This window comes from Geobacillus thermocatenulatus (genome assembly GCF_002217655.1).
GTDB lineage: Bacteria > Bacillota > Bacilli > Bacillales > Anoxybacillaceae > Geobacillus > Geobacillus thermocatenulatus.
Map to the genome: position 1 here is coordinate 739,375 of NZ_NEWK01000002.1, position 21,783 is coordinate 761,157.

Below are 21,783 nucleotides of genomic sequence, written 5' to 3' on the forward strand. Positions count from 1 at the left end.
TCCTTACTACGGGTTTGACACCCGAACCCCTTGAACGTAAATATTGATCGACTGAACCGACAGCCCGAGCGTCTGATCGAGCGTGTACTTCACTTTCGACTGCACGTTATGGGCGACTTCGGAAATTTTCGTTCCGTAGCTGACGATGATGTACATATCGATATGCACCTCGCCGTTTTCTTCGCGGACAATAACCCCTTTGGAAAAATTCTCCCGGCGCAAAATGTCCGACAGCCCATCGCGAATTTGGTTTTTCGACGCCATTCCGACAATGCCGTAGCAATCGACGGCAGCTCCCCCCGCGATCATCGCAATGACTTCATTGGCGACTTCGATGCGCCCGTATTTCGTTTGCCATTCGATCGACATGCTCGTTCCCCCTTTGCGTATCTCGCACAGCTACCCCTATTGTACTATAACGCTTTCTGTTTTCAAAGCGCTCCCCGTCCGCCCACTAGTATTATTTAGCCGAAAACTGAAATAGATGTCAAGGACAGTTTCTTGAAAGAAAACCGCACGTCTATTGCAATCCCTACGGTTGTATGGTAAATTATAATAGTGTTTTTAGAGGGATGTGAAAGCAAGGAGGGAAAAACGATGGCGAAGTGCTTCATTACCGGCAAGAAGAAATCGTTCGGCAACTCGCGTTCGCATGCCATGAACGCCAGCCGCCGTACATGGAAAGCCAACTTGCAAAAAGTGCGCATTTTAGTTGACGGCAAACCGAAACGCGTTTGGGTTTCGGCGCGCGCGCTGAAATCTGGAAAAGTGAAACGCGTCTAACGCCCTAACAAAAAGAAGCCGCCCAAAAGGTTGCAACCCTCCTTTTGTTCGGCGGCAACAAAAAAGCACCAAAAATGGTGCTTTTTTCTTATCCTTTTTTAAATGCGTTCAACACCGCCCGCACGATTCCGCCTAAAAATCTCGGCAGCTTGATCGTATAAAACTTCATCCCGATTCCCTCCTCACACCGATCATCACGAGCTTCCCGCCATTTCCTTATCCATTATATTCCGTCATAAGCCAAGCGCGACTACGGGCAGCCGGCAAAATCGCTGCTCCTTATCATCATTAATATGCCTTCTGAAAACGAAAAAGTACCAGAAGATTGGATAAGTTCGTTACTAATACATAATGTCGAACCACGGGAAATATGACAGTTTGTTAGCGGATATTTAAATCCGATCAGCGTAAGCTCCGCCACCGTTTCGGAAATCGGGATGTATGACACATAACGGTATCGATCGTCGCGGGCGACCGTATGCACGCCGGGCAGATGGACGGTGAGCACGTTTTGCCGGTCGATGAGTTCAATGGGACGACCGGCGTATTTGAACAGCAGCTCAACGTTGCCAAACAAATGGTCAAGCCGCCCACCGGTCGCCCCAAACAGACGGATGGCCCCATCTGTCTGCCTAACCGCCCAGTCAAGGGCGATCTCCATATCCGTTTTGTCTTTTTCCGCCGGCCAAATGTCAAGCTCCGGCAGCATCTCCCTTAGCCGCTTGACCTCCTCAGCCGGCAAGGAATCAAAATCGCCAAACGCCCGCACCGGGCGGAGTCCGAAATCCAAGAGCGCTTTCGTGCCGCGGTCGACGCCGACCCACTGCACATCGCTCCCATCATACGAGCGCAAATCGGGAAGAAGGTGGGGCGGACCGCCGCCGACAATATGAATCAACACATGCGTTTCCCCCTTTCGGCAAGGGCCGAGGCAGCCATCTTCCGTTCTTTTCTTTGCTCTCATCACCCTGCGGCTCAATAAGATGGCAAAAGCGGCGCTGCCTTTTGGCTAGTTGGCGCACGCTGTGCGAAGCGCACGAATGGCGGCGGCTCGATCCCGTTCATTGTAGATGGCCGAGCCGGCGACAAGCACGTTCGCTCCGGCTTCCACGCAAAGCGGCGCCGTTTCCGCATTGATGCCGCCGTCGACCTCAATATCGACCTCTTTGTTTTGTTCGCTGGCCATCCGGGCGACCTCACGGATTTTTGGCACGACCGCCGGAATGAACGCCTGTCCGCCAAACCCTGGATTGACCGTCATCAACAAGACGAGATCGACATCACCGATCACATGGCGGATCATCTCGACCGGTGTATGCGGATTGAGCACCACCCCGGCTTTGACGCCTTGTTCTTTGATAAAATGAATCGTCCGATGCAAATGCACGCACGCCTCAACATGGACGGAAATCACATCCGCGCCCGCTTTCGCAAACGCCGGAATGTATCGGTCCGGGTCGGCGATCATCAAATGGACGTCAAGCGGCAGCTTCGTCACCGGTCGAATGGCGGCCACGACCGGCGGACCGAACGTCAAATTCGGCACGAAATGCCCGTCCATGATATCGACATGAATCCAATCCGCCCCGCCTTCCTCGACCGAACGAATTTCCTCGGCCAGGCGGGCGAAATCGGCTGATAAAATCGATGGCGCAATTCGAATCATGTTCAATACCTCGGCTTTCGTTCTTTCATTTCGGCAACAAAACTAACGTAGTGGTCATAGCGGTACGATGGAATCTCCCCGGCCTCGACCGCCTCACGCACAGCGCATTTCGGCTCGGCGATATGAAGGCAGCCGCGGAATTTGCACCCTTCCCCGTACATCCGGAATTCCGGAAAATAATGCGGCAATTCATCAAGCTCGATCTGGTCAAACTCAAGCGCGCCAAACCCTGGGGTGTCGGCGACAAGTCCACCGGCGACCTCAAGCAGTTCGACATGGCGGGTCGTATGCTTGCCGCGCCCTAAATGGGTGGAAATGTCGCCTGTTTTCAACCGCAAATCCGGACGGAGCGCGTTCAGCAACGACGATTTGCCCACCCCGGACTGCCCGGCGACGACGGAGACGCGGCCGCGAAGGCGCAACGCCAGTTCATCGAGGCCGCCCTTGGTCACGGCTGACGTTTCAATCACGTCGTAGCCGATGCGCCGGTAATCATGCACGTAGCGGGCGATCTCTTCTTTCGATTCGCCATCTAACAAATCGATTTTGCTGATGACAATGATCGGCGCGATGCGTTTCGATTCAACCAAGACAAGAAAGCGGTCGAGCAGCTTGGCGCTGAAGTCCGGGCTTACAGCCGAAAAGACTAAAATCGCCTGTTCGACGTTGGCGATCGGCGGCCGCACAAGCTCATTTTGCCGCTCGCCAATCTCCAAAATATAGCCTTCCGTTTCGCTCGTCGCCTGAAAAACGACGCGGTCGCCGACGAGCGGCGTCACGTTTTTCTTGCGGAACACACCGCGCCCGCGGCATTGGAACACGCGGCCTTCGGACAAGACGTAATAAAATCCGCTTAATGCTTTCATGATTTGTCCTTCCGCCATAGCCTCACCCCTTTTTTCCGTTATGTTTTGGGTACGGGATCGATCCTTCCTCTTTGACGACATTGTTGACAATGACGCGGTAATAAGCGGTCTCCCCATATGGAATTTCAAACTCGACCATCTCGGTCGCTGGCGCCGTCAGCCGGTATGTTTTGTATGGCGTTGACATATTGTGGGTGGCATCTTGGATGTAAAGCTGGGCTTCAACCATTTGCCCCGGCATCTCCGGTTCATACGGAATCGTAATCTCTTTAACCACCGTTTTCGACGGCTTCGGTTCCGGCCCGCGGGAGATGACGACCGTAATCGTTTCCCCTTTTTTTACCTGCTCGTTCGCCGCCGGGGTTTGTGAAATGACAAGCCCTTCTGGCACCTCGTCCGAATACTCGTACTTCACGTCAATGCGCAACCCTTGATCGGCCCCGTAATCGCGCACACTTTTTTCCGTATAGCCAGTCAAATCTTTAACGGTGACCTTCTCCGGCCCGAGGCTGACGGTGAACATCACTTCCGTTTCATCAGGCACGACTTCATCACCGGCGTACGGGTATTGATCCAAAATTGTCCCTTCCGGCTTGTCGCTGTAGCGGCCGCTGCGTGTGATGCGGGCAAATCCTTCGGCGCGCAGCTCCTCCTCCGCCGCAGCAATATCATCGCCAATGAAGCTTGGAAATTCGATTTTCTTTTTTCCAATGCTTTTATAAATGATGACGCCGGCCCCTTTCTTCACCGTCATGCCGGCTTCCGGATCGGTGCGCACGACTTTTCCTTCTTCGACTTGATCATCTTCCACATCAATCGTATCTTTGATTTCCAAACCGAGCGACGACAGCTGTTCAACAGCGTCATCATAGTTTTTGTTGACCACGTTCGGCATCGTCACTTCTTTTGGAAAAATGAGATCCGGAATCCATGTGACGGCGCTGACGCCGACAGCTCCAATGAACAGCAAGGCAGCCACAAGCCAGGCAATCCATGCCCGTTTCCGCTTTGGTTTCGGCTCGCCGGCCGCATGAGCCGGTTCGCTCGTTTGTTCCTCGTACACAAGCGTCTCTTGCTCCAGCGCCGCGCTTTCCGCATTCCTTATAATGGGAACGGCTTTCGTCGCTTCCTCATCGTCATCGGGTATGGTAAATTTCGGCTCGTTGCGCCGCCTTGGATCCAGCGCTGTCCGAATGTCCTCGTTCATTTCGCGCGCGGATTGGTAGCGGTAAAACGGGTCTTTCGCCGTCGCTTTTAAAATAATGTTTTCCACACTTTGCGGGATGTCCGGATTCCACGCCTTCGGCGACGGCGTTTCCGCCTGCAAGTGCTTCAACACGATCGAAACGGCTGATTCGCCGGAAAACGGCAGCCGACCGGTAACGAGTTCAAACATGACAATGCCGAGCGAATAAATATCTGACTTTTCTGTCGCAATGCCCCCGCGCGCCTGCTCCGGCGACAAATAATGAACCGAACCGAGCACCGAGTTGGTCTGCGTGATCGTCGTGCCGCTCATCGCCACAGCGATGCCGAAGTCGGTCACTTTCACATTGCCGTGCTCATCAAGCAAAATGTTTTGCGGTTTAATGTCGCGATGGATGATGCCGTTCTCATGGGCATGGGCGATGGCTGACGTCAACTGATCCATGATGCGAAGCGCCCGTTCGACCGGAAGCGGAGCGTGCTGCTGGATGTATTGCTTCAGCGTCGCGCCGCGCACATATTCCATAACGATGTAATAGACGCCTTCTTCTTCGCCGACGTCATAAATGGAGACGATATGTTCATGGTTTAAGCTCGTCGCCGCTTGCGCCTCGCGGCGGAACCGTTTGATGAACTGATCATCATTGGCAAAATCAAGGCGGAGCACTTTGACTGCAACATCGCGCTCCAAAATCATATCGCGGGCCAAATACACGTTGGCCATGCCGCCGCCGCCGATGAGGCTGATGATTTTATAGCGGTCATTCAATCGCTTTCCAATGAGCACGCCGATCACCCACCTTCACGTTCCGCTGAAACATCGATGACCGCCAGCGAAATGTTGTCTTCCCCGCCCCGCCCGTTGGCGAGCTCGATAAGCGCCTCCGCCTTCTCTTCCAGCGTGCCGTCCCCCGTCAAAATATGCATCATGTCCGCTTCCGGCACCTTGTTGGACAACCCGTCCGAACATAACAACAACATGTCGCCCTCGTCGAGCGCCACTGTTTTCACGTCGATTTTCACCGCCGGCTCTGTGCCGAGCGTCCGCAGCAGCACGTTTTTGCGCGGATGATGCTCAGCCGCTTCTTTCGAAAGCTGCCCGCTTTTGACGAGCTCATTGACCAACGAATGGTCGTCGGTCAGCTGCTGAATTCCGCTTTTGTTGAGCACGTAGCAGCGGCTGTCCCCGATATGGGCAACCGTCGCAAACGAATAAGCGCAAACGGCGGCGACGACTGTCGTCCCCATTCCTTGACATTCCGGGTGGGAACAGGCATGGCGAAACAGTTGTTCGTTCGCCGCCGCAATTTGCGTCTTGAGCCATTGCTCCGCCTCAGCCGGCGAAGCAAGGCCGCTCTCGTTCTCCCATCGCTCCTGCAAATACGCCACCGCCATGGAACTGGCCACATCACCGGCGCGATGGCCGCCCATCCCGTCAGCGACGACCGCTAAATATTGGCCGCTTTGATTGACAAATACGCCGCCGCTGTCTTCGTTATGTTCGCGAATTTGGCCGATGTCAGTTCGGAAAACGGCTCGCATCCGATTCACCTCGTCTCCTCTTTTCGCTCCTTCGCGCGAAGCTGTCCGCAGGCGGCATCGATGTCGTGTCCATGTTCGCGGCGAATGGTGACATTGATTCCATGTTTTTTCAACGCCCGTTCAAAGGCGAAAATTTGGCTGCGCGGCGTGCGCACATAGTTGCGCTCCGGCACATAGTTAACCGGAATCAAATTCACATGGCATTTCAGCCCTTTAATCAGCTCGGCCAACTGCTCGGCGTGCTCAAGCTGGTCGTTCACCCCGCCGAACAATCCGTATTCAAACGTCACGCGCCGGCCGGTTTTTTGAATGTAATACCGAACCGCCTCCATGAGCTTCGGCAGCGGGTACGCTTTATTGATCGGCATGAGTTTCGTCCGCAGCTCATTCGTCGGTGCATGCAACGAAATGGCGAAGTTGATTTGCATTCCTTCATCGGCAAATTGATAAATTTTTGGGATGATGCCGCTGGTGGAAACGGTGATATGGCGGGCGCCAATGTTCAACCCTTTTGGGTGATTGACGATGCGCAAAAACTTGATGAGCTCATCGTAGTTGTCGAACGGCTCGCCGATGCCCATGACGACGATGCTGCTGACGCGTTCATTCGTGTCATCGAGCGCCTTTTGCACTTGCACGACTTGGGCGACGATCTCGCCCGCCTCTAAATGACGCTTCAGCCCGCCGAGCGTCGAAGCGCAAAACGTGCAGCCGATGCGGCAGCCGACTTGCGTCGTGACGCACACCGAATTGCCGTAGTTATGACGCATGAGCACCGTCTCGATCGAATAGCCGTCATGGAGCTCAAACAAAAATTTGATCGTCCCGTCTTTCGACGTTTGTTTGACCACGGTTTTCAACGTCGTGATCGAAAACGATGACGCCAGCTGTTCGCGCAGCCGCTTCGGCAAATTCGTCATGTCGGCAAAATCGGTGACGCGGTTTTGATACAGCCACTCATAAATTTGTGTAGCCCGAAACGGCTTTTCGCCTTGAGCGACAAGCCATTCCTTCAATTCGTCTAGCGTGAGCGAATAAATCGATGGCAACGGAGGCTGCGTTTCGCCGACAGAGCGGCGGGCAGCCGGACGAACCATTTCCATGCTTTTACACCCTCTTTCGCAGTCGGGCGATAAAAAACCCGTCAGAGTCAAAATGATGCGGCAAAAGCTGCAACATGCCGCCTTTCACATGCGGCCGCACCGGTTTCGGCATCCGCTCGGCAAGGCTGGCGTCGAGGAAAAAGTCCGGATGATCCGCTAAAAAGCGGGCGATGGCGTCTTCATTTTCCTCGCGCTCCACCGTGCATGTGCTGTAGACAAGCGTACCGCCTTTTTTCAAAAGCGGGGCGGCCGCCCGCAAAATGGCTTGCTGAATCTCGACAAGCGCGGCGATGGCGTCTTTCCCTTTCGTATATTTGATCTCCGGTTTGCGGCGAATGACGCCGAATCCAGTGCACGGCGCATCGACCAAAACGCGGTCAAACGATTCCGGGGCAAACCGCTCGCCGAGCCGGCGGCTGTCAAGGGCGAGCGTCGCAACGTTGTCAAGCCCGAGCCGCTTGGCCTGCTGTTCGATCAGCATGACCTTATGTTCGTGGATATCAACAGCAACGACCTCGCCGCGCCCGTCCATCCGCTCGGCGATATGGGTCGTTTTCCCGCCCGGCGCCGCGCAGCAGTCAAGCACCCGCTCGCCGGGGGCTGGGTCGAGCGCTCGAGCGACAAGCATTGAGCTTTCATCTTGAATCGTCAGCCAACCGGCGCGAAACGTCTCCGTATGAGCCAAATTCCCTTTTTCCGCCCGGATGGCCTCCGGAGCGACATGGCCAGGGATTGCCTGCATCCCTTCAGCGCGCAGCCGCTCGAGTGCTTCTTCGACAGTCGCACGCAGCCGGTTGACGCGGGCCGTTGATTGCGGCGAGCGCAAATTCGTCTCGCACATGCGCGCCGCTTCTTCATAACCATATTGCTGGATCCAGCGCCGAACGAGCCACTCGGGATGGCTGGTGGCAAGGGCGAGCCGCTTGCCCGCGTCATCAACCGCCTCGATCGACGGCAGCCCCTCGCGGCCGATGGCCCGCAATACGCCGTTGACAAGTGAAGCAATGCCGCGATGGCCGCGCCGCTTGGCGATCTCGACCGCTTCAAAAATGGCGGCGTGATCCGGGACGCGGTTCAAATACACCATTTGGTACAGCGTCAACCGAAGAAGCACGCGCACCCACGGCTCAAGCCGGCGCGCCTTGCGCAAAAACGGCGCCAAATAATAATCGAGCGTGTCGCGCCGTTGCACCGTGCCGTAGACAATCTCGGTCAACAGCGCCGCATCGCGCCCGTCAAGGCGTCCTTTTTGAATGGCTTCGTTTAATTGCAAATGACTGTACGCTCCTTTTTGTTCAATGGCTAACAGCGTATCTAAAGCAAGTTCACGTACGTTCATGATCCTCTCCTAGCTTCATGCCGACCGAAAGGCGGCTGCCGGCGCCGCGCAAAAATTCGCCCGCCGCCATCCGTTTTTTTCCGGCCGGCTGCAATTCGGTGATGCGAATGGCTGTCTCATTGCCGGTGGCCACGACAATACCGTTTTCCTCGAGCGCCAAAATCGTGCCCGGCGGCGCTGAACGGGGCGCCGGCACTTTTTCACCCCACCAAACCTTCCAAATGTGCCCATCCTGCGTTGTATACGTGACCGGCCATGGATGGAAGGCGCGAATATGGTTGTAAATGGCTTCGCCGGGCTGCGTCCAATCGATCCGCTCCTGCTCGCGGCGAATGTTCGGCGCATACGTGGCTTTCTCCTCATCTTGCGGAACGGGCGTAATGTTTCCTTCCAATAAAAGTGGGAGCGTTTCTGATAGTAGTTTAGCCCCGGCGGCGCTCAATTTATCATGGAGCGTGCCGACCGTATCCGTTTCGGCAATCGGCACTTCGACTTGCGCTAACATGTCGCCGGCGTCCAACCGCTCCACCATATACATGATCGTCACGCCCGTTTTCGTTTTCCCTTGCCAAATGGCGTAATGGATCGGCGCCCCGCCGCGCAGCTCGGGCAGAAGCGAGGCATGGACATTGATGCAGCCGTATTTTGGTGCATCAAGCAGCGCTTTCGGCAAAATTTGCCCAAACGCAGCCGTGACAATCAAATCGGGCGCAAACGCCAACACTTGTTCGTATTGCTCCGGCTCGCGAATTTTTGTCGGTTGCAGCACCGGGATGCCGTGGCGCTCCGCTTCCACTTTCACCGGGGGTGGCACGAGCTCGCGCTTCCGCCCTTTTGGCTTATCCGGCTGGGTGACGACCGCTGCAACACGGTAGTTGTCATGAAGAAGTTGGTGCAAAATCGGCACGGCAAAGTCCGGTGTTCCCATAAACACAATGTTCGTCATTGGCATCTATCCTTCCAATTCTTCAAGATCGCAATACCGAATCACTTTCGAAGTAAACAGCACACCATGCAAATGGTCGATTTCATGTTGCAACGCGCGCGCCAAAAAACCGGTCGCGGAAAGCGTAAACGGGCGGCCGCGTCGGTTTTGCGCCCGCACTTTCACAAATTTCGCGCGCGGCACTTCGCCAAACAAGCCGGGAAAGCTCAAACAGCCTTCCACATCTACTTGTTCGCCGCGCGCCTCGATCACGACCGGGTTGATGAGCTCGATCCGACCGTGTTCATCACCGACATCGATGACAGCGATTTGTTCGGCGACGCCGATTTGCGGGGCAGCTAGGCCCACCCCGTCAGCGGCAAGCATCGTTTCATACATATCGTCAAGCAGCCGCCCGAGCCGACGGTCAAACGCCGTCACCGGCGCGCACGGCTGTTCCAAAATCGGGTCAGGATACGTGACAATCGACAAAACAGACAACGTCATTCCCCCAAGTTCACATCATCATATATGGGTTTGTATCAATGGTGACCATCACTCCGCCATGGGCGGCATCGGCTTGGTAGCGGTCGATGACCGCCTTGAGCGCCGCAGTCAAATTCGGCTCCCGTTTGTATTTTATCATGCATTGGTAACGATATCTATCGTGAAGACGGGCGATTGGCGAGGCAACGGGGCCGAGAACGACCGCTTCGCGCGACAAATGCTTGCGCAAATAGGCGGCGATTTTCTCCGCCGCTTTGGCCGCAGCCAGCGCCTCTTCGTGGGCGGCGGTAATGAGCGTCAAATAATAGTACGGCGGATAGCCGTGCGCTTTGCGCAGCGCCATCTCCCGCTGGTAAAAGGCGCGGTAGTCGTGGCGGGCGGCCAGTTCAATGCTGTAGTGGTCGGGCGTATACGTCTGAATGATCACTTCGCCGGGCAGCTCGTGCCGTCCGGCGCGCCCGCTCACTTGCGTCAACAGTTGGAACGTTTTTTCCGCGGCGCGAAAATCGGGCAAATGAAGCATCGTGTCGGCCGCCAGCACACCAACAAGCGTGACGTCCGGAAAGTCAAGCCCTTTGGCGATCATTTGCGTGCCGAGCAAAATATCGGCTTCCTTGGCGGCAAAACGGGAAAGCAGCTCTTCATGCGCCCCTTTGCGGCCGGTCGTGTCGACATCCATGCGGATGACGCGCGCTTTCGGCAGCAACCTCGTCAGTTCTTCTTCCACTTTTTGCGTGCCGATGCCGAAAAAGCGGATATGTTCGCTGCCGCATGACGGACAGCGGGGGACGAGCGGCTCTTCATGCCCGCAATAGTGGCATTTCATCCGTTCCCCGGCACGATGGTACGTCAGCGAAATGTCGCAGTGCGGACAGCGGATGACATAGCCGCAGCTGCGGCACATGACAAACGTCGAATAACCGCGTCGATTCAACAGCAACACTGCCTGCTCGCCGCGCTCAAGCCGGCGGCGCAATTCGTCAAGCAATCGGCGTGAAAACATCGAACGGTTGCCGCTTCGCAGCTCCTCGCGCATATCGACGACATGAACGTCCGGCAGGCCGCGGTCGCTGATGCGCTCCGGCAGCTCAAGCAGCTCGTACACCCCTTTGGCGGCGCGGGCGAACGTCTCAAGCGAGGGGGTGGCGCTGCCAAGCACGACCGGGCAGCTGTGGCGGCGAGCGCGGTAAATGGCGACATCGCGCGCATGATAGCGCGGCATTTCTTCTTGCTTGTAGCTCGTCTCATGCTCCTCATCGATGATGATCATCCCTAAGTTTTCAAATGGGGCAAACACGGCTGAGCGCGCCCCGACGACAAGCTGCACTTCTTTCCGGTGAATTTTCCGCCATTCGTCATATTTTTCGCCGACCGACAGCCCGCTGTGAAGCACCGCTACTTTCGAGCCGAACCGGCTTTTGAAGCGCTCGACCATTTGCGGCGTCAGCGAAATTTCCGGCACGAGAACGATCGCTTCCTTTCCTTGGCGCAACGCTTCATCAATCGCCTGCATATACACTTCCGTCTTCCCGCTGCCGGTGACGCCATACAGCAAAAACGTGCGATGCTCCCCGGCGCGCACCGAAGCGGTAATCTTCGCCAATGCCGCCTCTTGCGCCCGGGTGAGCGCCGGCGGCTCACTCGGCTGAAACGTTCGATGCTCGTACGGGTCGCGGTACACCTCGACATCATTCAGCACCACCAATCCTTTATCGACGAGCGCTTTCAACGGCGCTGAGGAGACGCCAAGCACCGCTTGCAGTTCGGCAACCGGCGCCGCTTCCCCTTTTTCAAGCAAAAAGGAAAGCACCTCTTTTTGCCTTGGCGGCAGCGACCCGAGCTCCTGTTTCGCCTGTTCCGATGGAATGGCCAAAGCGGCGTGCTTCACCGTTTTCTTGCCCGCTTTTTCTTTCACCTGGTAGACCGCCTCGAGCACACCCTGCTGCACCGCTTTTTGCGCCGCCCGCCATAAACCGGCCGCCTCAACCTCTTTCCAAGCGGCTTCCGTCCGCCCGGCAAACAGCGGCTTTACCTCATCCGGCAACCTCCCTCTCTTCTCTTCATCCGTCAAGCGGAGTGTTTTTTCATATTTCGCCCGCATCGCCGCCGGCAGCATCGCTTGGTACGCCGAAATGGCAAAACAAAGCGTCGTTTCCGTTAAATAGCGGCCAAGATCAAGCAGCTCTTCGTTTAACACCGGCACGACATCAAGCACATGCTCGATCGGCTTGAGCTGCTGGACGTCGGAATGGTCTTTCACGTCGATCACAAATCCTTGCAAGCGCCGCGCTCCAAACGGCACGGTCACCCGCATGCCCGGCTTGATGACGCCTTGCCAGCGCTCCGGAATCCAATAATCGAACGGACGATCCGTCTGCCGGGACGGGACATCGACAATCACGGATGCTACTTTCATCGAATCGCCTCGATATACGCGTGAATTTCTTTTAAAATTTCCTCGGCCGCCTCGCGTTTCGTCATGAGCGGCAGCGGCCGGACGACACCGTCGCGGCGGAAGATGGTGACGATGTTCGTATCGCCGGCAAATCCTGCCCCTTCTTCGGTGACATTGTTGGCGACGACCATATCGAGCCGCTTTTCTTCCAGTTTTTTTAACGCATACTGCTCAAGGTTGTCCGTCTCAGCGGCAAATCCAACTAAAATCTGCCCCGTTTTCCGCTCGCCAAGCGCCTTCAAAATATCAACCGTCCGCTCCATCTCGACAACATAACCGCCCGGCTGCTTTTTAATTTTGGACGCTGCGACATATTTCGGCCGATAATCGGCGACCGCCGCCGCCTTGATCACGATGTCCGTTTCCGCAAACCGAGACAAAACCGCTTCATACATCTCTTCCGCCGATTCAACCGCCACTGTCTCGACGCCATCGGGCGAAGAAAGCGCCGTCGGTCCGGAGACAAGCGTCACTGAAGCGCCGAAGCGGGCCGCCGCTTCGGCGATGGCGTAGCCCATTTTGCCGCTCGAGTAGTTGGAGAAATAGCGGACTGGATCAAGCCGCTCCCGCGTCGGCCCGGCGGTGACAAGAATGCGCTTCCCGCGAAACAGCGGCGAATCACCGGCAAAAAAGCGCTCGATATGGGCGATGATGTTCTCCGGCTCTTCAAGCCGCCCTTTGCCGATGTAGCCGCACGCCAAGTAGCCTTCCGCTGGCTCAATAAACCGGTAGCCGAACTCACAGAGCCGCTCCATGTTCGCCCGAACGGCCGGATGCTCGTACATATGAACGTTCATCGCCGGAGCAATCCAGACGGGCGCTTTCGTCGCCAAAATCGTCGTCGTCACCATATTGTCGGCGATGCCGGCGGCCAGCTTCGCCATCGTATTGGCCGTCGCCGGCGCAACGAGGACGAGATCCGCCCAGTCCGCCAAATCGATATGGGCGATGACAGCCGGATCGTTTTCCGCAAACGTATCGACATACACTTCCTGGCGCGACAACGCTTGAAACGTGAGCGGTGTAATGAACTGGCACGCCCCTTCTGTCATGATCACTTTTACTTCAGCGCCGCGCTGGACGAGCTGGCTGGTGAGCGCCGCCGCCTTGTACGCCGCCACCCCCCCGGTCACACAAAGCAAAATATGTTTTCCCTTGATCATGTTGGCCACCCCCCGACATTGAAAAAAATAACAACCTAAAGCTAGGTTGTTATTTTTCCTCCTCCACTAATTCGACCTTGTCACCGGCAATTTCCTCGAGCGCCTGGCCGACAAATTTTTTCGACACCGGCTTTTTCACCATCAGCTCCGCACCGTCCTGCAGCTCGCGCGCCCGTTTGGCCACCACCGTGACGAGCTTGTATTTCGAATCGACTTTTTGCATCAGCAAATCGATGGAAGGATACAGCATCGTCATTCCACCCCCAACATCCGTTTATATCGCTCGGCGACGCGTTCGCGCCGGCAATGTTCGGCGATGACGATCGCCTTGATCCGCTCGCAGGCGAGCTCCACTTCATCATTTTCCACGACATAGTCGTACTCGTCCATCATTTCAAGCTCCTCTTTCGCCGCCCGCAGCCGATTTTCAATCAGCTCTTTCGACTCGGTGCCGCGTCCCATAATCCGCTTTTCAAGCTCCGTGAGACTTGGCGGGGCCAAGAAAATGAAGAGCGCCTCTGGAAACGCCCGCCGCACTTTCATCGCTCCTTGCACTTCGATTTCCAAAAACACGTCTTTCCCTTCGGCGAGCGTTTTTTCCACATAATCAATCGGCGTCCCGTAATAGTTGCCGACATACTCGGCCCATTCGAGCAGCTTGTTTTCGCGGATCATTTGTTCAAACTGCTCGCGCGTCCGGAAGAAATAGTCGACGCCTTCCACTTCGCCTTCGCGCGGCGGACGCGTCGTGACCGACACCGAATAATGAAGATTGATGTCCGGCTGCGAAAACAGCGCCTTGCGCACCGTTCCTTTGCCAACGCCGGACGGACCCGACATGACGATCAACAACCCTCGTTCGTTCTTCAACGCCCAAAACCCTACCCTTCCTCGGAGAAATCGTCGCTTCCATATAAGCGGTTCGCCACCGTTTCCGGCTGCACGGACGACAAAATGACGTGATCGCTGTCCATGATGATGACGGCGCGCGTCCTCCGCCCGTGCGTCGCGTCAACGAGCTTGCCGCTTTCGCGCGCATCTTGAATGATTCGTTTGATCGGCGCCGAATCAGGGCTGACAATCGTAATGATGCGGGCGGCTGACACCATGTTTCCATACCCGATATTGATAAATTTCATCATGACACGCCCACCTGCCATATCCGATATTGTTGCCGCCAACAAGTCGTTTTAAACGGTTATTCCACGTTTTGCACTTGCTCGCGCATTTTCTCAAGCGCGCTTTTCATCTCGACGACTTGCGCGGCAATCAGACTGTCGTTTGCCTTGGCGCCGATCGTGTTGACTTCCCGGTTCAACTCTTGCACCAAAAAGTCGAGCTTCCTTCCGATCGGTTCGTCCATTTCTAAGGCGTCTGCCATTTGCGCCAAATGGCTGCGGATGCGTTTCAATTCCTCGTGAATGTCCGCCTTTTCCGCAAACACCGCCACTTCTGTGAGCAGCCGCGCTTCATCAACCGGAGAAGGCGCCCATTCGCGCAAGCGGCGTTCAAGCCGCTCGCGGTATTGTTCAACCACAAGCGGCGCCCGCTGTTCAATGGCGTCCACCCCAGCTTCGACCTCATGAAGACGAGCGCGCAAATCCGCAGCAAGCGCCTCCCCTTCGCGCCGGCGCATGGCAACAAGTGCCTTTGCCGCCTCATCGACGGCATCTAAAAGCAGCGGCTCGACCTCCTCGTTCGCGCCTTCCTCTTCCACGACCTCGACCGCTCCATCAAGCCGAAGCAAATCGGCCGCCGTGACGCTGCCGTCAATGGCAAATCGCTTTGCGGCTTCCTGCACTCCGGCCCAATACTGGCCAAGCAAATCCCAATCAATATGTACGCTCCGTTTCACAAGCCCTTTGCCGGCGATCGTGACGAACACTTCCACTTTTCCACGCCGCACGTACGATGAAACTGCTTTTTTTATTTTATCCTCAAACACAAGCCATTGTCTAGGGAGGCGAATGGAAATTTCACAAAACCGGTGGTTGACCGATTTCATTTCCACCGCCACCGTCAAGCGGTCCGTTTTTTTCGTGCTCGCGCCAAAACCGGTCATGCTGTAAACCATGCCATCACATCCGTTGCGTCGTTGATGAAAAAGAAAAGGTCATAGAGCGTTCCTCTATCACCTTTTTTATTATAACATATTCATCCTTTTATTTTCTCGCCAAAAGCGAACCGGCAAACAAAAATGTCGGCAAGGCGGACAAACTGATGATGAGCAGCCAATCGACGGCCGCAAGCGGCTTCGTATGGAACACGGCAGCCAGCGGCGGGTAGTAGATCACGACCAACAGCAACAGCAGCGACACGATCACCGCTGCGACAAGGTATATGTTCCCGAACGGACTGCGGTCAAAAACCGAACGATCGCAGCGGCAGTCGAACACATGGATCAATTGGGCCAACACAAGCGTCGCAAACGCCGCCGTCTGAGCGTAAACGAGATCCTCGCCGCTCCGTTCATAGGCGGTCAAAAAGGCGGCGAGCGTCACCACGCCGATCAAAAAGCCGCGGCTTACGATTTTCCAGCCGAGCCCGCGGGCGAACACCCCTTCATCGGGACGGCGCGGCGGCCGCTTCATGACATTTTCCTCCGGACGGTCGAGCCCAAGCGCCATGGCTGGCAACCCATCGGTCACGAGATTCACCCATAAAATTTGAATCGGCACGAGCGGCAGCGGAAGCGAAAGCAGCATCGCAAACAACATGACGAGAATTTCCCCGACGTTCGAGGCGAGCAAGTAGCGGATAAACTTGCGAATGTTTTCGTAAATGTTGCGCCCCTCTTCGATCGCGGCCTCAATCGTCGCAAAGTTGTCATCAAGCAGCACGAGCGACGCCGCCTCTTTCGCCACTTCCGTCCCCGACCGGCCCATGGCGACGCCGATATCCGCCGCTTTCAACGCCGGCGCATCGTTTACCCCGTCGCCGGTCATGGCGACAATATGGCCACGCCGCTTGAAGGCGTTGACAATTTTCAGCTTATGCTCCGGGGAGACGCGGGCAAACACGTAAATATCATCGACCTCGCGTTCAAGCTCATCGACCGACAGGCGCGATAACGTCGCCCCGTCCATCACTTTTCCGCCAGGCGGCAGCACGCCAAGCTGTTTGGCGATGGCCGTTGCGGTCAACACGTGATCCCCGGTGATCATCACCGTTTTCATGCCTGCCTCTTTGCATCGCGCCACTGCTTGCTTCACCTCAGGGCGCGGCGGATCGATCATGCCGGCGACGCCGAGGAACCGGAGCTTTGTCTCCGCCTCCTTCTCTGATTTAATCCGTTCTGTTTCCGCAAGCGGCCGATACGCAACGGCGATCGTGCGCAAGGCGGAAGACGCCATCTGGCGAATCGCCTTCTCAATCGCCTCTTTCCACGCCGGCGTCAGCATCTGCTCGCGGCCGTTCCATTCCAGGCGGTCCGCCCGCTCAAGCAGCACATCGGGCGCCCCTTTCGTCACAATGAACCGCCGCCCGTTCCGGCCGCGAATGATGACCGTCATCATTTTCCGCTCGGAATCAAACGGAAACTCCCGCTCGATGGCGTACTCGCCTAGCAGACTTCGTTTTGTAATCCCCGCCTTCGCTGCCGCGACCAGCAGCGCTCCTTCCGTCGGATCACCGTCGATGTAGCGCCGTCCGTTTTCCTCTTTCAACTCCGAACCGTTGCAAAGCACCCCCATTGTCAATAGGCGAGCGAGCTCGGGAACGCGGTTCGGATCAATCGTGCGCCCGCGCTCGGAAAACTCCCCGCGCGTTTCCAACCCGACGCCGCTGACCGCAAATGTCCGCCCGCCTGCCCATACTTGTGTGACGGTCATCATGTTTTCCGTCATCGTCCCCGTTTTGTCCGAACAAATGACCGAGGCGCAGCCGAGCGTTTCCACCGCCGGAAGTTTGCGGACGATGGCGTTGCGCTTGATCATCCGCTGCACGCCAAGCGCCAACACAACCGTCACAATGGCCGGCAGCCCTTCCGGAATGGCGGCGACCGCAAGCGATACGCCAGCCAAAAACATTTCGTACAGATCGTGCCCTTGCATAACCCCAACCGCCACCACGGCAGCCGTCAGCGCCAAGGCGACGACAAGCAAAATTTTCCCAAGCTGCTCAAGCCGGCGCTGGAGCGGGGTCGCCCCTGCATCCGCCTCTTCGAGCATCGTCGCGATTTGCCCCATCGCCGTTTTCATTCCGGTGGCAATGACGATGCCGACGCCGCTTCCCCTTGTTACCAACGTCCCCATAAACGCCATATTGTGCAAATCGCCGAGCGACGCCTGTTTCGTATGAAGCGGGGCGGCGGATTTGGCTACGGGCACCGATTCACCCGTCAAGGCGGATTCCTCGATTTCCAGCCCGGCCGCCTCGATCAAGCGGACATCGGCCCCGACCCGGTCGCCGCTTGCCAGCCTCACGACATCACCGACAACAAGTTCGCGCGCCGGAATTTTCACCCACCTGCCATCGCGCCGCACAACCGCTTGCGGAGCGGACAGCCGTTTTAAGGCGGCCAGCGACTTCTCGGCCCGCCGCTCTTGGATAAACCCGAGAATGGCGTTCATGATCACGATGACAACAATCGCCGCCGCATCCACATACTCGCCTAACAACGCAGAAATCACCGTCGCCGCAAGCAGCACCAACACCATAAAATCTTGAAACTGGCGAAAAAAGACAACGATCGCCGACTCCTTCTTCCCTTCCGCCAGCTCGTTGCACCCGAACTGCCGCAGCCGTTTTTCCGCCTCTGCCGCCGTAAGCCCGGTCTTGACATTCGTCTTCGTCTCGTGCGCGACATCGCTTGCCGCGAGCGTATGCCATTGCATCTGTCTCCCTCCGTCCTTCCATTTTTTTCGCACGCCGTTCCCGCTTCTCTATGCTTATTCATACATGTCCCAAAAAATGATAGTCCCCGCCATGATGTTTCGCGACACAAACCTAAGGAGTCATGGGCCCTTTGCCACGCCATCTCCCCCATAAGGGAAAAAATCGTGTCAAAAAAGCCGGCCTCCCCATTTTATGCAACATGTTCGTCGGGCATCTTCGTCCGTCTTCAGGCAATATTCAAAGAAATGTTCAAAACAGCGGGTCGTATGGTAAGATCGAAATAGCCAACAATCGAAATAGAAAGGTGTTTCTCTATGTCGTTCGACGGAGTGTTTACCTATGCTATTGTCAGCGAACTCGAAGAAGCGCTCACAGGGGGGCGGATCACGAAAATCCATCAGCCATCCGCATATGAGATCGTCATGCTCGTGCGCGCCCGCGGCCAGAATCATAAAGTGATGCTGTCAGCGCATCCGACGTACGCCCGCGTCCATTTGACGAACGAAACATACGACAACCCACCCGAGCCGCCGATGTTTTGCATGCGGCTGCGCAAGCAGTTGGAAGGAAGCATCATCGAATCGGTCCGTCAAGTCGATTTTGACCGCATCATCATCATCGACTCAAAAGGCCGCGATGAACTCGGCGACGTGCAGACGAAGCGGCTCATCATCGAAGTGATGGGCCGCCATAGCAACATCATCTTAGTTGACGCATCGACCAACACGATCATCGACAGCTTGAAACATTTGCCGCCGTCGGTCAACCGCTACCGGACGGTGCTTCCCGGGCATCCGTACGTCGCTCCGCCGACGCACGGCAAGCTGAACCCGCTTGAAGCGACGGAAGAAACGGTGCTGAAAAAACTCGACTTTCACGCCGGCAAGCTCGCCCAGCAGCTTGTCTCCGCCTTCAGCGGCCTTTCGCCGCTATTTGCCAACGAAGCCGTCTTCCGCGCCGGGCTCGCCAACCGGGCGACGCTGCCAAAAAGCTTTCTTTCGCTCATCGATGACGTGCGCGGCCGCCGCTTTGCCCCGATGATGTACACGAACGGCGAAAAAGAATGGTTTTACGTGTTGCCGCTTCGGCACTTGCAAATCGAAGGCCAACCGTTTGCGAGTGCAAGCGAGCTGCTCGACCGCTTTTATTTCGGCAAGGCCGAGCGCGACCGCGTCAAGCAGCAAGCCCATGACATCGAGCGGCTCATGGCGAACGAAAAAGCGAAAAACGAAAAAAAGCTCCTCAAGCTCGAACAGACGCTGGAGGAAGCGAAACAAGCCGACACTTACCGGCTGTACGGCGAACTGCTCACCGCCCATTTGTACGCCGCAAAGCGCGGCATGACGGAAATCGAAGTCGCAAACTACTACGACGAAAACGGAGGCACGGTCACCATTCCGCTCGACCCGCAAAAATCGCCGGCCGAGAACGCGCAGCAGTACTTTCAAAAATATCAAAAAGCGAAAAACTCGCTCGCCGTCGTGCAAGAACAAATCGAGCGCACGAAAGAAGACATCGCCTATTGCGACACGATTTTAAGCCAGCTAGAAACCGCCGCGCCGAAAGACATCGAGGAAATCCGCGATGAGCTCATCGAACAAGGCTACTTGCGCCCGCGCGCGGCGAAAGGAGCAAAAAAGCGGAAAACCGCCGTCCCTGAGCTCGACCGCTACGTCGCAAGCGACGGCACGGAAATACTCGTCGGCAAAAACAACAAACAAAACGATTATCTCACGACCAGACTCGCCCATAAGGACGATGTTTGGCTGCATGTGAAAAACATCCCTGGCTCGCACGTCGTCATCCGGAGCAAGCAGCCGTCTGACGAGACGCTCCTCGAGGCGGCAAACTTGGCCGCCTACTTCAGCAAAGCCCGCCACTCCGGATCCGTGCCTGTCGACTACACGCGCATCCGCTACGTGAAAAAACCGAGCGGCGCCAAGCCGGGGTTTGTCATTTACGAACACGAGCAAACGCTCTACGTCACGCCGGATGAAGAACTCGTCCGCGCCATGAAACAACGGCAAAAACAACAAGCGGCAAAACCATCGTAAACCCGCCCCAATGGCCGCCCAACACGGCATCGGGCGATTCGCGCAAACTCCCGCAAACCGAAACGGTCCAGCGCCGCATCAAAGACAGCGGGCTGTCTGTAAGACCAGCTGCAATTGGCCTTACGGACAGCCCGCTTGGCAAACTTGTCGAGTCAACCAAAAGCCGCCGTCGCGAATGCAATTTGTTATCTTCAATCATCGTTGCCGTTTTGGATATGGTATAATAATGAAAAAAGCGAGGGAGATCCGATGAATCCAGAACCATCCAAACTGTATACGTATGCCGATTATATTCAATGGGATGGGCGTTGGGAGCTTATTGATGGAAAAGCTTACAACATGAGCCCTTCACCAACGTGGGAGCATCAGTTTACCGTTATGGAACTATCGTTCGCATTTCGTTCGTACTTTCAAAATAAAGATTGCTACGTTGCCATTGCTCCGTTTGATGTTCGTCTCTCCGAAAACGATGACTACACATATGCAAAACATGTCGTTCAACCCGATATTTCTGTCATTTGCAATCGAAACAACTTAACACCAAACGGCTGTTTAGGCGCACCAACACTCATTGTCGAGGTTCTTTCTCCGTCTACAGCGTTAAAAGATCGAAATGAAAAATTTAAACTATACGAACAATTTGGTGTAAAAGAATATTGGATTGTTGACCCTTTGTATAAAACGATTGAAGTATTTGGGTTAGAAGATGGATTTTTTAAAAAAAGAGAAGCGTTTGGGGAAAATGAAACCATCATCTCTTTTCTATTTACCGATTTTTCTCTCGAGGCGAGGCGATTATTTTTTCAATAAAAATATCGTATGACTTACACGTCAATGCTCTCATCCATGCCCAATCCCTGCAGAATCCTTCGCTGATCAGGGGTGGTCTCCCTAGCCTGCGTTGGATTTGCCCATCCGGCAGTTCCAACAGGACGACTCTGACATACCAAAACCATTGAAAAATCACTTGTCCGGTTGGTCGGGTCCGTTTCCGGCCGCCGTACCGACCGAAACGCTTTCCATGAGGCCGCGGTCATCATACGTAAAAGTAGCGCCGGCTCCGTTTCCTGTCGTGAAGTTTTGATTTTATTTCCGTTGGCATCATAGTCATGCGTGGTCACATCATGGAGCGGACCAACCGTTTTAATGAGTTTTCCCGTCTTATCATAAGAATAGGCAAATGTTTGAGACTGGCCATCGCTGGTTCGAATGACTTTTGAAGTCATATTGCCATTTACGTCATAATCGTAGTTGACGGAAGTGCCGTTCGCTAACAACAGCTGTTTGAAGCGTTCCGATAAATCATTGTTCCACTCCAATTCGCTGTGGTTCCTTCAA

Annotated in this window: 21 protein-coding genes and 2 pseudogenes; 3 read left to right on the forward strand and 20 right to left on the reverse strand. The window is 55.6% G+C overall.

The genetic code is table 11. The features are described from left to right. Nucleotides 1-6: 6 nt before the first annotated feature. Nucleotides 7-369 carry an Asp23/Gls24 family envelope stress response protein gene (locus B9L19_RS12560; RefSeq protein WP_025951053.1) on the reverse strand — a complete coding sequence of 121 codons (363 nt, stop codon included), beginning with the start codon at nucleotides 367-369 and terminating at the stop codon, nucleotides 7-9. A gap of 228 nt (nucleotides 370-597) precedes the next feature. On the opposite strand from B9L19_RS12560, the gene rpmB reads away from it, so the two are divergent. Next, nucleotides 598-783: a 50S ribosomal protein L28 gene (gene rpmB, locus B9L19_RS12565; protein WP_011230681.1), complete on the forward strand. Its 186-nt coding sequence runs from the start codon at nucleotides 598-600 to the stop codon at nucleotides 781-783. An 88-nt stretch (nucleotides 784-871) separates the two neighbouring features. Here rpmB and spoVM read toward each other — a convergent pair whose 3' ends face one another. From spoVM to B9L19_RS12650, 17 genes are all read right to left on the reverse strand, one after another. Beyond that, nucleotides 872-952 (reverse strand): stage V sporulation protein SpoVM, encoded by an 81-nt coding sequence (spoVM, locus tag B9L19_RS12570; protein ID WP_011230680.1) that lies wholly within the window; start codon nucleotides 950-952, stop codon nucleotides 872-874. Between the two features lie 81 nt (nucleotides 953-1,033). After that, on the reverse strand, nucleotides 1,034-1,684 hold the full coding sequence (locus tag B9L19_RS12575; protein ID WP_025951052.1) for a thiamine diphosphokinase: 651 nt from the start codon (nucleotides 1,682-1,684) through the stop codon (nucleotides 1,034-1,036). Nucleotides 1,685-1,792: 108 nt separating this feature from the next. Then, nucleotides 1,793-2,449 (reverse strand): ribulose-phosphate 3-epimerase, encoded by a 657-nt coding sequence (rpe, locus tag B9L19_RS12580; RefSeq protein WP_025951051.1) that lies wholly within the window; start codon nucleotides 2,447-2,449, stop codon nucleotides 1,793-1,795. Between the two features lie 2 nt (nucleotides 2,450-2,451). Then, nucleotides 2,452-3,333 carry a ribosome small subunit-dependent GTPase A gene (rsgA, locus tag B9L19_RS12585; RefSeq protein WP_025951050.1) on the reverse strand — a complete coding sequence of 294 codons (882 nt, stop codon included), beginning with the start codon at nucleotides 3,331-3,333 and terminating at the stop codon, nucleotides 2,452-2,454. Nucleotides 3,334-3,337: 4 nt separating this feature from the next. Further along, nucleotides 3,338-5,308, reverse strand: coding sequence for a Stk1 family PASTA domain-containing Ser/Thr kinase (pknB, locus tag B9L19_RS12590; protein ID WP_025951049.1), 1,971 nt, complete (start codon nucleotides 5,306-5,308; stop codon nucleotides 3,338-3,340). 5 nt (nucleotides 5,309-5,313) lie between these two features. Further along, nucleotides 5,314-6,063 carry a Stp1/IreP family PP2C-type Ser/Thr phosphatase gene (locus B9L19_RS12595; protein ID WP_089113952.1) on the reverse strand — a complete coding sequence of 250 codons (750 nt, stop codon included), beginning with the start codon at nucleotides 6,061-6,063 and terminating at the stop codon, nucleotides 5,314-5,316. 5 nt (nucleotides 6,064-6,068) lie between these two features. Then, nucleotides 6,069-7,166 (reverse strand): dual-specificity RNA methyltransferase RlmN, encoded by a 1,098-nt coding sequence (gene rlmN / locus B9L19_RS12600; RefSeq protein WP_025951047.1) that lies wholly within the window; start codon nucleotides 7,164-7,166, stop codon nucleotides 6,069-6,071. Between the two features lie 4 nt (nucleotides 7,167-7,170). Then, nucleotides 7,171-8,505, reverse strand: coding sequence for a 16S rRNA (cytosine(967)-C(5))-methyltransferase RsmB (gene rsmB, locus B9L19_RS12605; protein WP_047753364.1), 1,335 nt, complete (start codon nucleotides 8,503-8,505; stop codon nucleotides 7,171-7,173). Continuing rightward, complete coding sequence (gene fmt, locus B9L19_RS12610) at nucleotides 8,492-9,451, reverse strand: methionyl-tRNA formyltransferase (RefSeq protein WP_047753365.1); 960 nt, start codon at nucleotides 9,449-9,451, stop codon at nucleotides 8,492-8,494. Before fmt ends, rsmB begins: the two co-directional genes overlap by 14 nt. A gap of 6 nt (nucleotides 9,452-9,457) precedes the next feature. Further along, nucleotides 9,458-9,931, reverse strand: a complete 474-nt coding sequence (gene def, locus B9L19_RS12615; RefSeq protein WP_025951044.1) for a peptide deformylase — start codon at nucleotides 9,929-9,931, stop codon at nucleotides 9,458-9,460. 16 nt (nucleotides 9,932-9,947) lie between these two features. After that, on the reverse strand, nucleotides 9,948-12,353 hold the full coding sequence (gene priA / locus B9L19_RS12620; protein ID WP_025951043.1) for a primosomal protein N': 2,406 nt from the start codon (nucleotides 12,351-12,353) through the stop codon (nucleotides 9,948-9,950). Further along, nucleotides 12,350-13,555, reverse strand: a complete 1,206-nt coding sequence (gene coaBC / locus B9L19_RS12625; protein ID WP_047753366.1) for a bifunctional phosphopantothenoylcysteine decarboxylase/phosphopantothenate--cysteine ligase CoaBC — start codon at nucleotides 13,553-13,555, stop codon at nucleotides 12,350-12,352. Before coaBC ends, priA begins: the two co-directional genes overlap by 4 nt. Nucleotides 13,556-13,604: 49 nt before the next feature. Next, nucleotides 13,605-13,805 carry a DNA-directed RNA polymerase subunit omega gene (gene rpoZ / locus B9L19_RS12630; RefSeq protein WP_011230668.1) on the reverse strand — a complete coding sequence of 67 codons (201 nt, stop codon included), beginning with the start codon at nucleotides 13,803-13,805 and terminating at the stop codon, nucleotides 13,605-13,607. A gap of 2 nt (nucleotides 13,806-13,807) precedes the next feature. Further along, nucleotides 13,808-14,425 (reverse strand): guanylate kinase, encoded by a 618-nt coding sequence (gene gmk, locus B9L19_RS12635; RefSeq protein WP_025951041.1) that lies wholly within the window; start codon nucleotides 14,423-14,425, stop codon nucleotides 13,808-13,810. A gap of 11 nt (nucleotides 14,426-14,436) precedes the next feature. Further along, a complete protein-coding gene (remA, locus tag B9L19_RS12640) occupies nucleotides 14,437-14,715 on the reverse strand; it encodes an extracellular matrix/biofilm regulator RemA (RefSeq protein ID WP_025951040.1) in 279 nt (92 codons plus the stop codon). A 38-nt stretch (nucleotides 14,716-14,753) separates the two neighbouring features. Next, a complete protein-coding gene (locus tag B9L19_RS12645; RefSeq protein WP_047753367.1) occupies nucleotides 14,754-15,629 on the reverse strand; it encodes a YicC/YloC family endoribonuclease in 876 nt (291 codons plus the stop codon). A gap of 88 nt (nucleotides 15,630-15,717) precedes the next feature. Beyond that, nucleotides 15,718-18,390 carry a cation-translocating P-type ATPase gene (locus B9L19_RS12650; RefSeq protein WP_047753368.1) on the reverse strand — a complete coding sequence of 891 codons (2,673 nt, stop codon included), beginning with the start codon at nucleotides 18,388-18,390 and terminating at the stop codon, nucleotides 15,718-15,720. A 315-nt stretch (nucleotides 18,391-18,705) separates the two neighbouring features. Between B9L19_RS12650 and B9L19_RS12655 the strand changes: the two genes are divergently transcribed. Both B9L19_RS12655 and B9L19_RS12660 read left to right on the forward strand, forming a co-directional pair. Beyond that, on the forward strand, nucleotides 18,706-20,445 hold the full coding sequence (locus tag B9L19_RS12655; RefSeq protein ID WP_047753369.1) for an Rqc2 family fibronectin-binding protein: 1,740 nt from the start codon (nucleotides 18,706-18,708) through the stop codon (nucleotides 20,443-20,445). A 249-nt stretch (nucleotides 20,446-20,694) separates the two neighbouring features. Continuing rightward, complete coding sequence (locus B9L19_RS12660) at nucleotides 20,695-21,255, forward strand: Uma2 family endonuclease (protein WP_015374381.1); 561 nt, start codon at nucleotides 20,695-20,697, stop codon at nucleotides 21,253-21,255. A gap of 14 nt (nucleotides 21,256-21,269) precedes the next feature. On the opposite strand, the pseudogene B9L19_RS18745 reads toward B9L19_RS12660, so the two are convergent. Both B9L19_RS18745 and B9L19_RS19860 read right to left on the reverse strand, forming a co-directional pair. Next, nucleotides 21,270-21,445: pseudogene (locus tag B9L19_RS18745) on the reverse strand (IS1634 family transposase); the annotation flags it as partial. Between the two features lie 121 nt (nucleotides 21,446-21,566). Further along, a pseudogene (locus B9L19_RS19860) lies at nucleotides 21,567-21,671 on the reverse strand (Wall-associated protein precursor); the annotation flags it as partial. Nucleotides 21,672-21,783: the final 112 nt, after the last annotated feature.

What these genes read in the sequence shown, in the direction of transcription:
- B9L19_RS12660 (WP_015374381.1), top strand. Translation starts at nt 20,695, where the DNA reads ATGAATCCAGAACCATCCAAACTGTATACGTATGCCGATTATATTCAA.
- rlmN (WP_025951047.1), bottom strand. Translation starts at nt 7,166, where the DNA reads ATGGAAATGGTTCGTCCGGCTGCCCGCCGCTCTGTCGGCGAAACGCAG.
- rsmB (WP_047753364.1), bottom strand. Translation starts at nt 8,505, where the DNA reads ATGAACGTACGTGAACTTGCTTTAGATACGCTGTTAGCCATTGAACAA.
- rpoZ (WP_011230668.1), bottom strand. Translation starts at nt 13,805, where the DNA reads ATGCTGTATCCTTCCATCGATTTGCTGATGCAAAAAGTCGATTCGAAA.
- B9L19_RS12560 (WP_025951053.1), bottom strand. Translation starts at nt 369, where the DNA reads ATGTCGATCGAATGGCAAACGAAATACGGGCGCATCGAAGTCGCCAAT.
- rpe (WP_025951051.1), bottom strand. Translation starts at nt 2,449, where the DNA reads ATGATTCGAATTGCGCCATCGATTTTATCAGCCGATTTCGCCCGCCTG.
- B9L19_RS12645 (WP_047753367.1), bottom strand. Translation starts at nt 15,629, where the DNA reads ATGGTTTACAGCATGACCGGTTTTGGCGCGAGCACGAAAAAAACGGAC.
- rsgA (WP_025951050.1), bottom strand. Translation starts at nt 3,333, where the DNA reads ATGGCGGAAGGACAAATCATGAAAGCATTAAGCGGATTTTATTACGTC.
- B9L19_RS12595 (WP_089113952.1), bottom strand. Translation starts at nt 6,063, where the DNA reads ATGCGAGCCGTTTTCCGAACTGACATCGGCCAAATTCGCGAACATAAC.
- priA (WP_025951043.1), bottom strand. Translation starts at nt 12,353, where the DNA reads ATGAAAGTAGCATCCGTGATTGTCGATGTCCCGTCCCGGCAGACGGAT.
- fmt (WP_047753365.1), bottom strand. Translation starts at nt 9,451, where the DNA reads ATGACGAACATTGTGTTTATGGGAACACCGGACTTTGCCGTGCCGATT.
- rpmB (WP_011230681.1), top strand. Translation starts at nt 598, where the DNA reads ATGGCGAAGTGCTTCATTACCGGCAAGAAGAAATCGTTCGGCAACTCG.
- spoVM (WP_011230680.1), bottom strand. Translation starts at nt 952, where the DNA reads ATGAAGTTTTATACGATCAAGCTGCCGAGATTTTTAGGCGGAATCGTG.
- B9L19_RS12655 (WP_047753369.1), top strand. Translation starts at nt 18,706, where the DNA reads ATGTCGTTCGACGGAGTGTTTACCTATGCTATTGTCAGCGAACTCGAA.
- B9L19_RS12650 (WP_047753368.1), bottom strand. Translation starts at nt 18,390, where the DNA reads ATGCAATGGCATACGCTCGCGGCAAGCGATGTCGCGCACGAGACGAAG.
- remA (WP_025951040.1), bottom strand. Translation starts at nt 14,715, where the DNA reads ATGGCAGGTGGGCGTGTCATGATGAAATTTATCAATATCGGGTATGGA.
- coaBC (WP_047753366.1), bottom strand. Translation starts at nt 13,555, where the DNA reads ATGATCAAGGGAAAACATATTTTGCTTTGTGTGACCGGGGGGGTGGCG.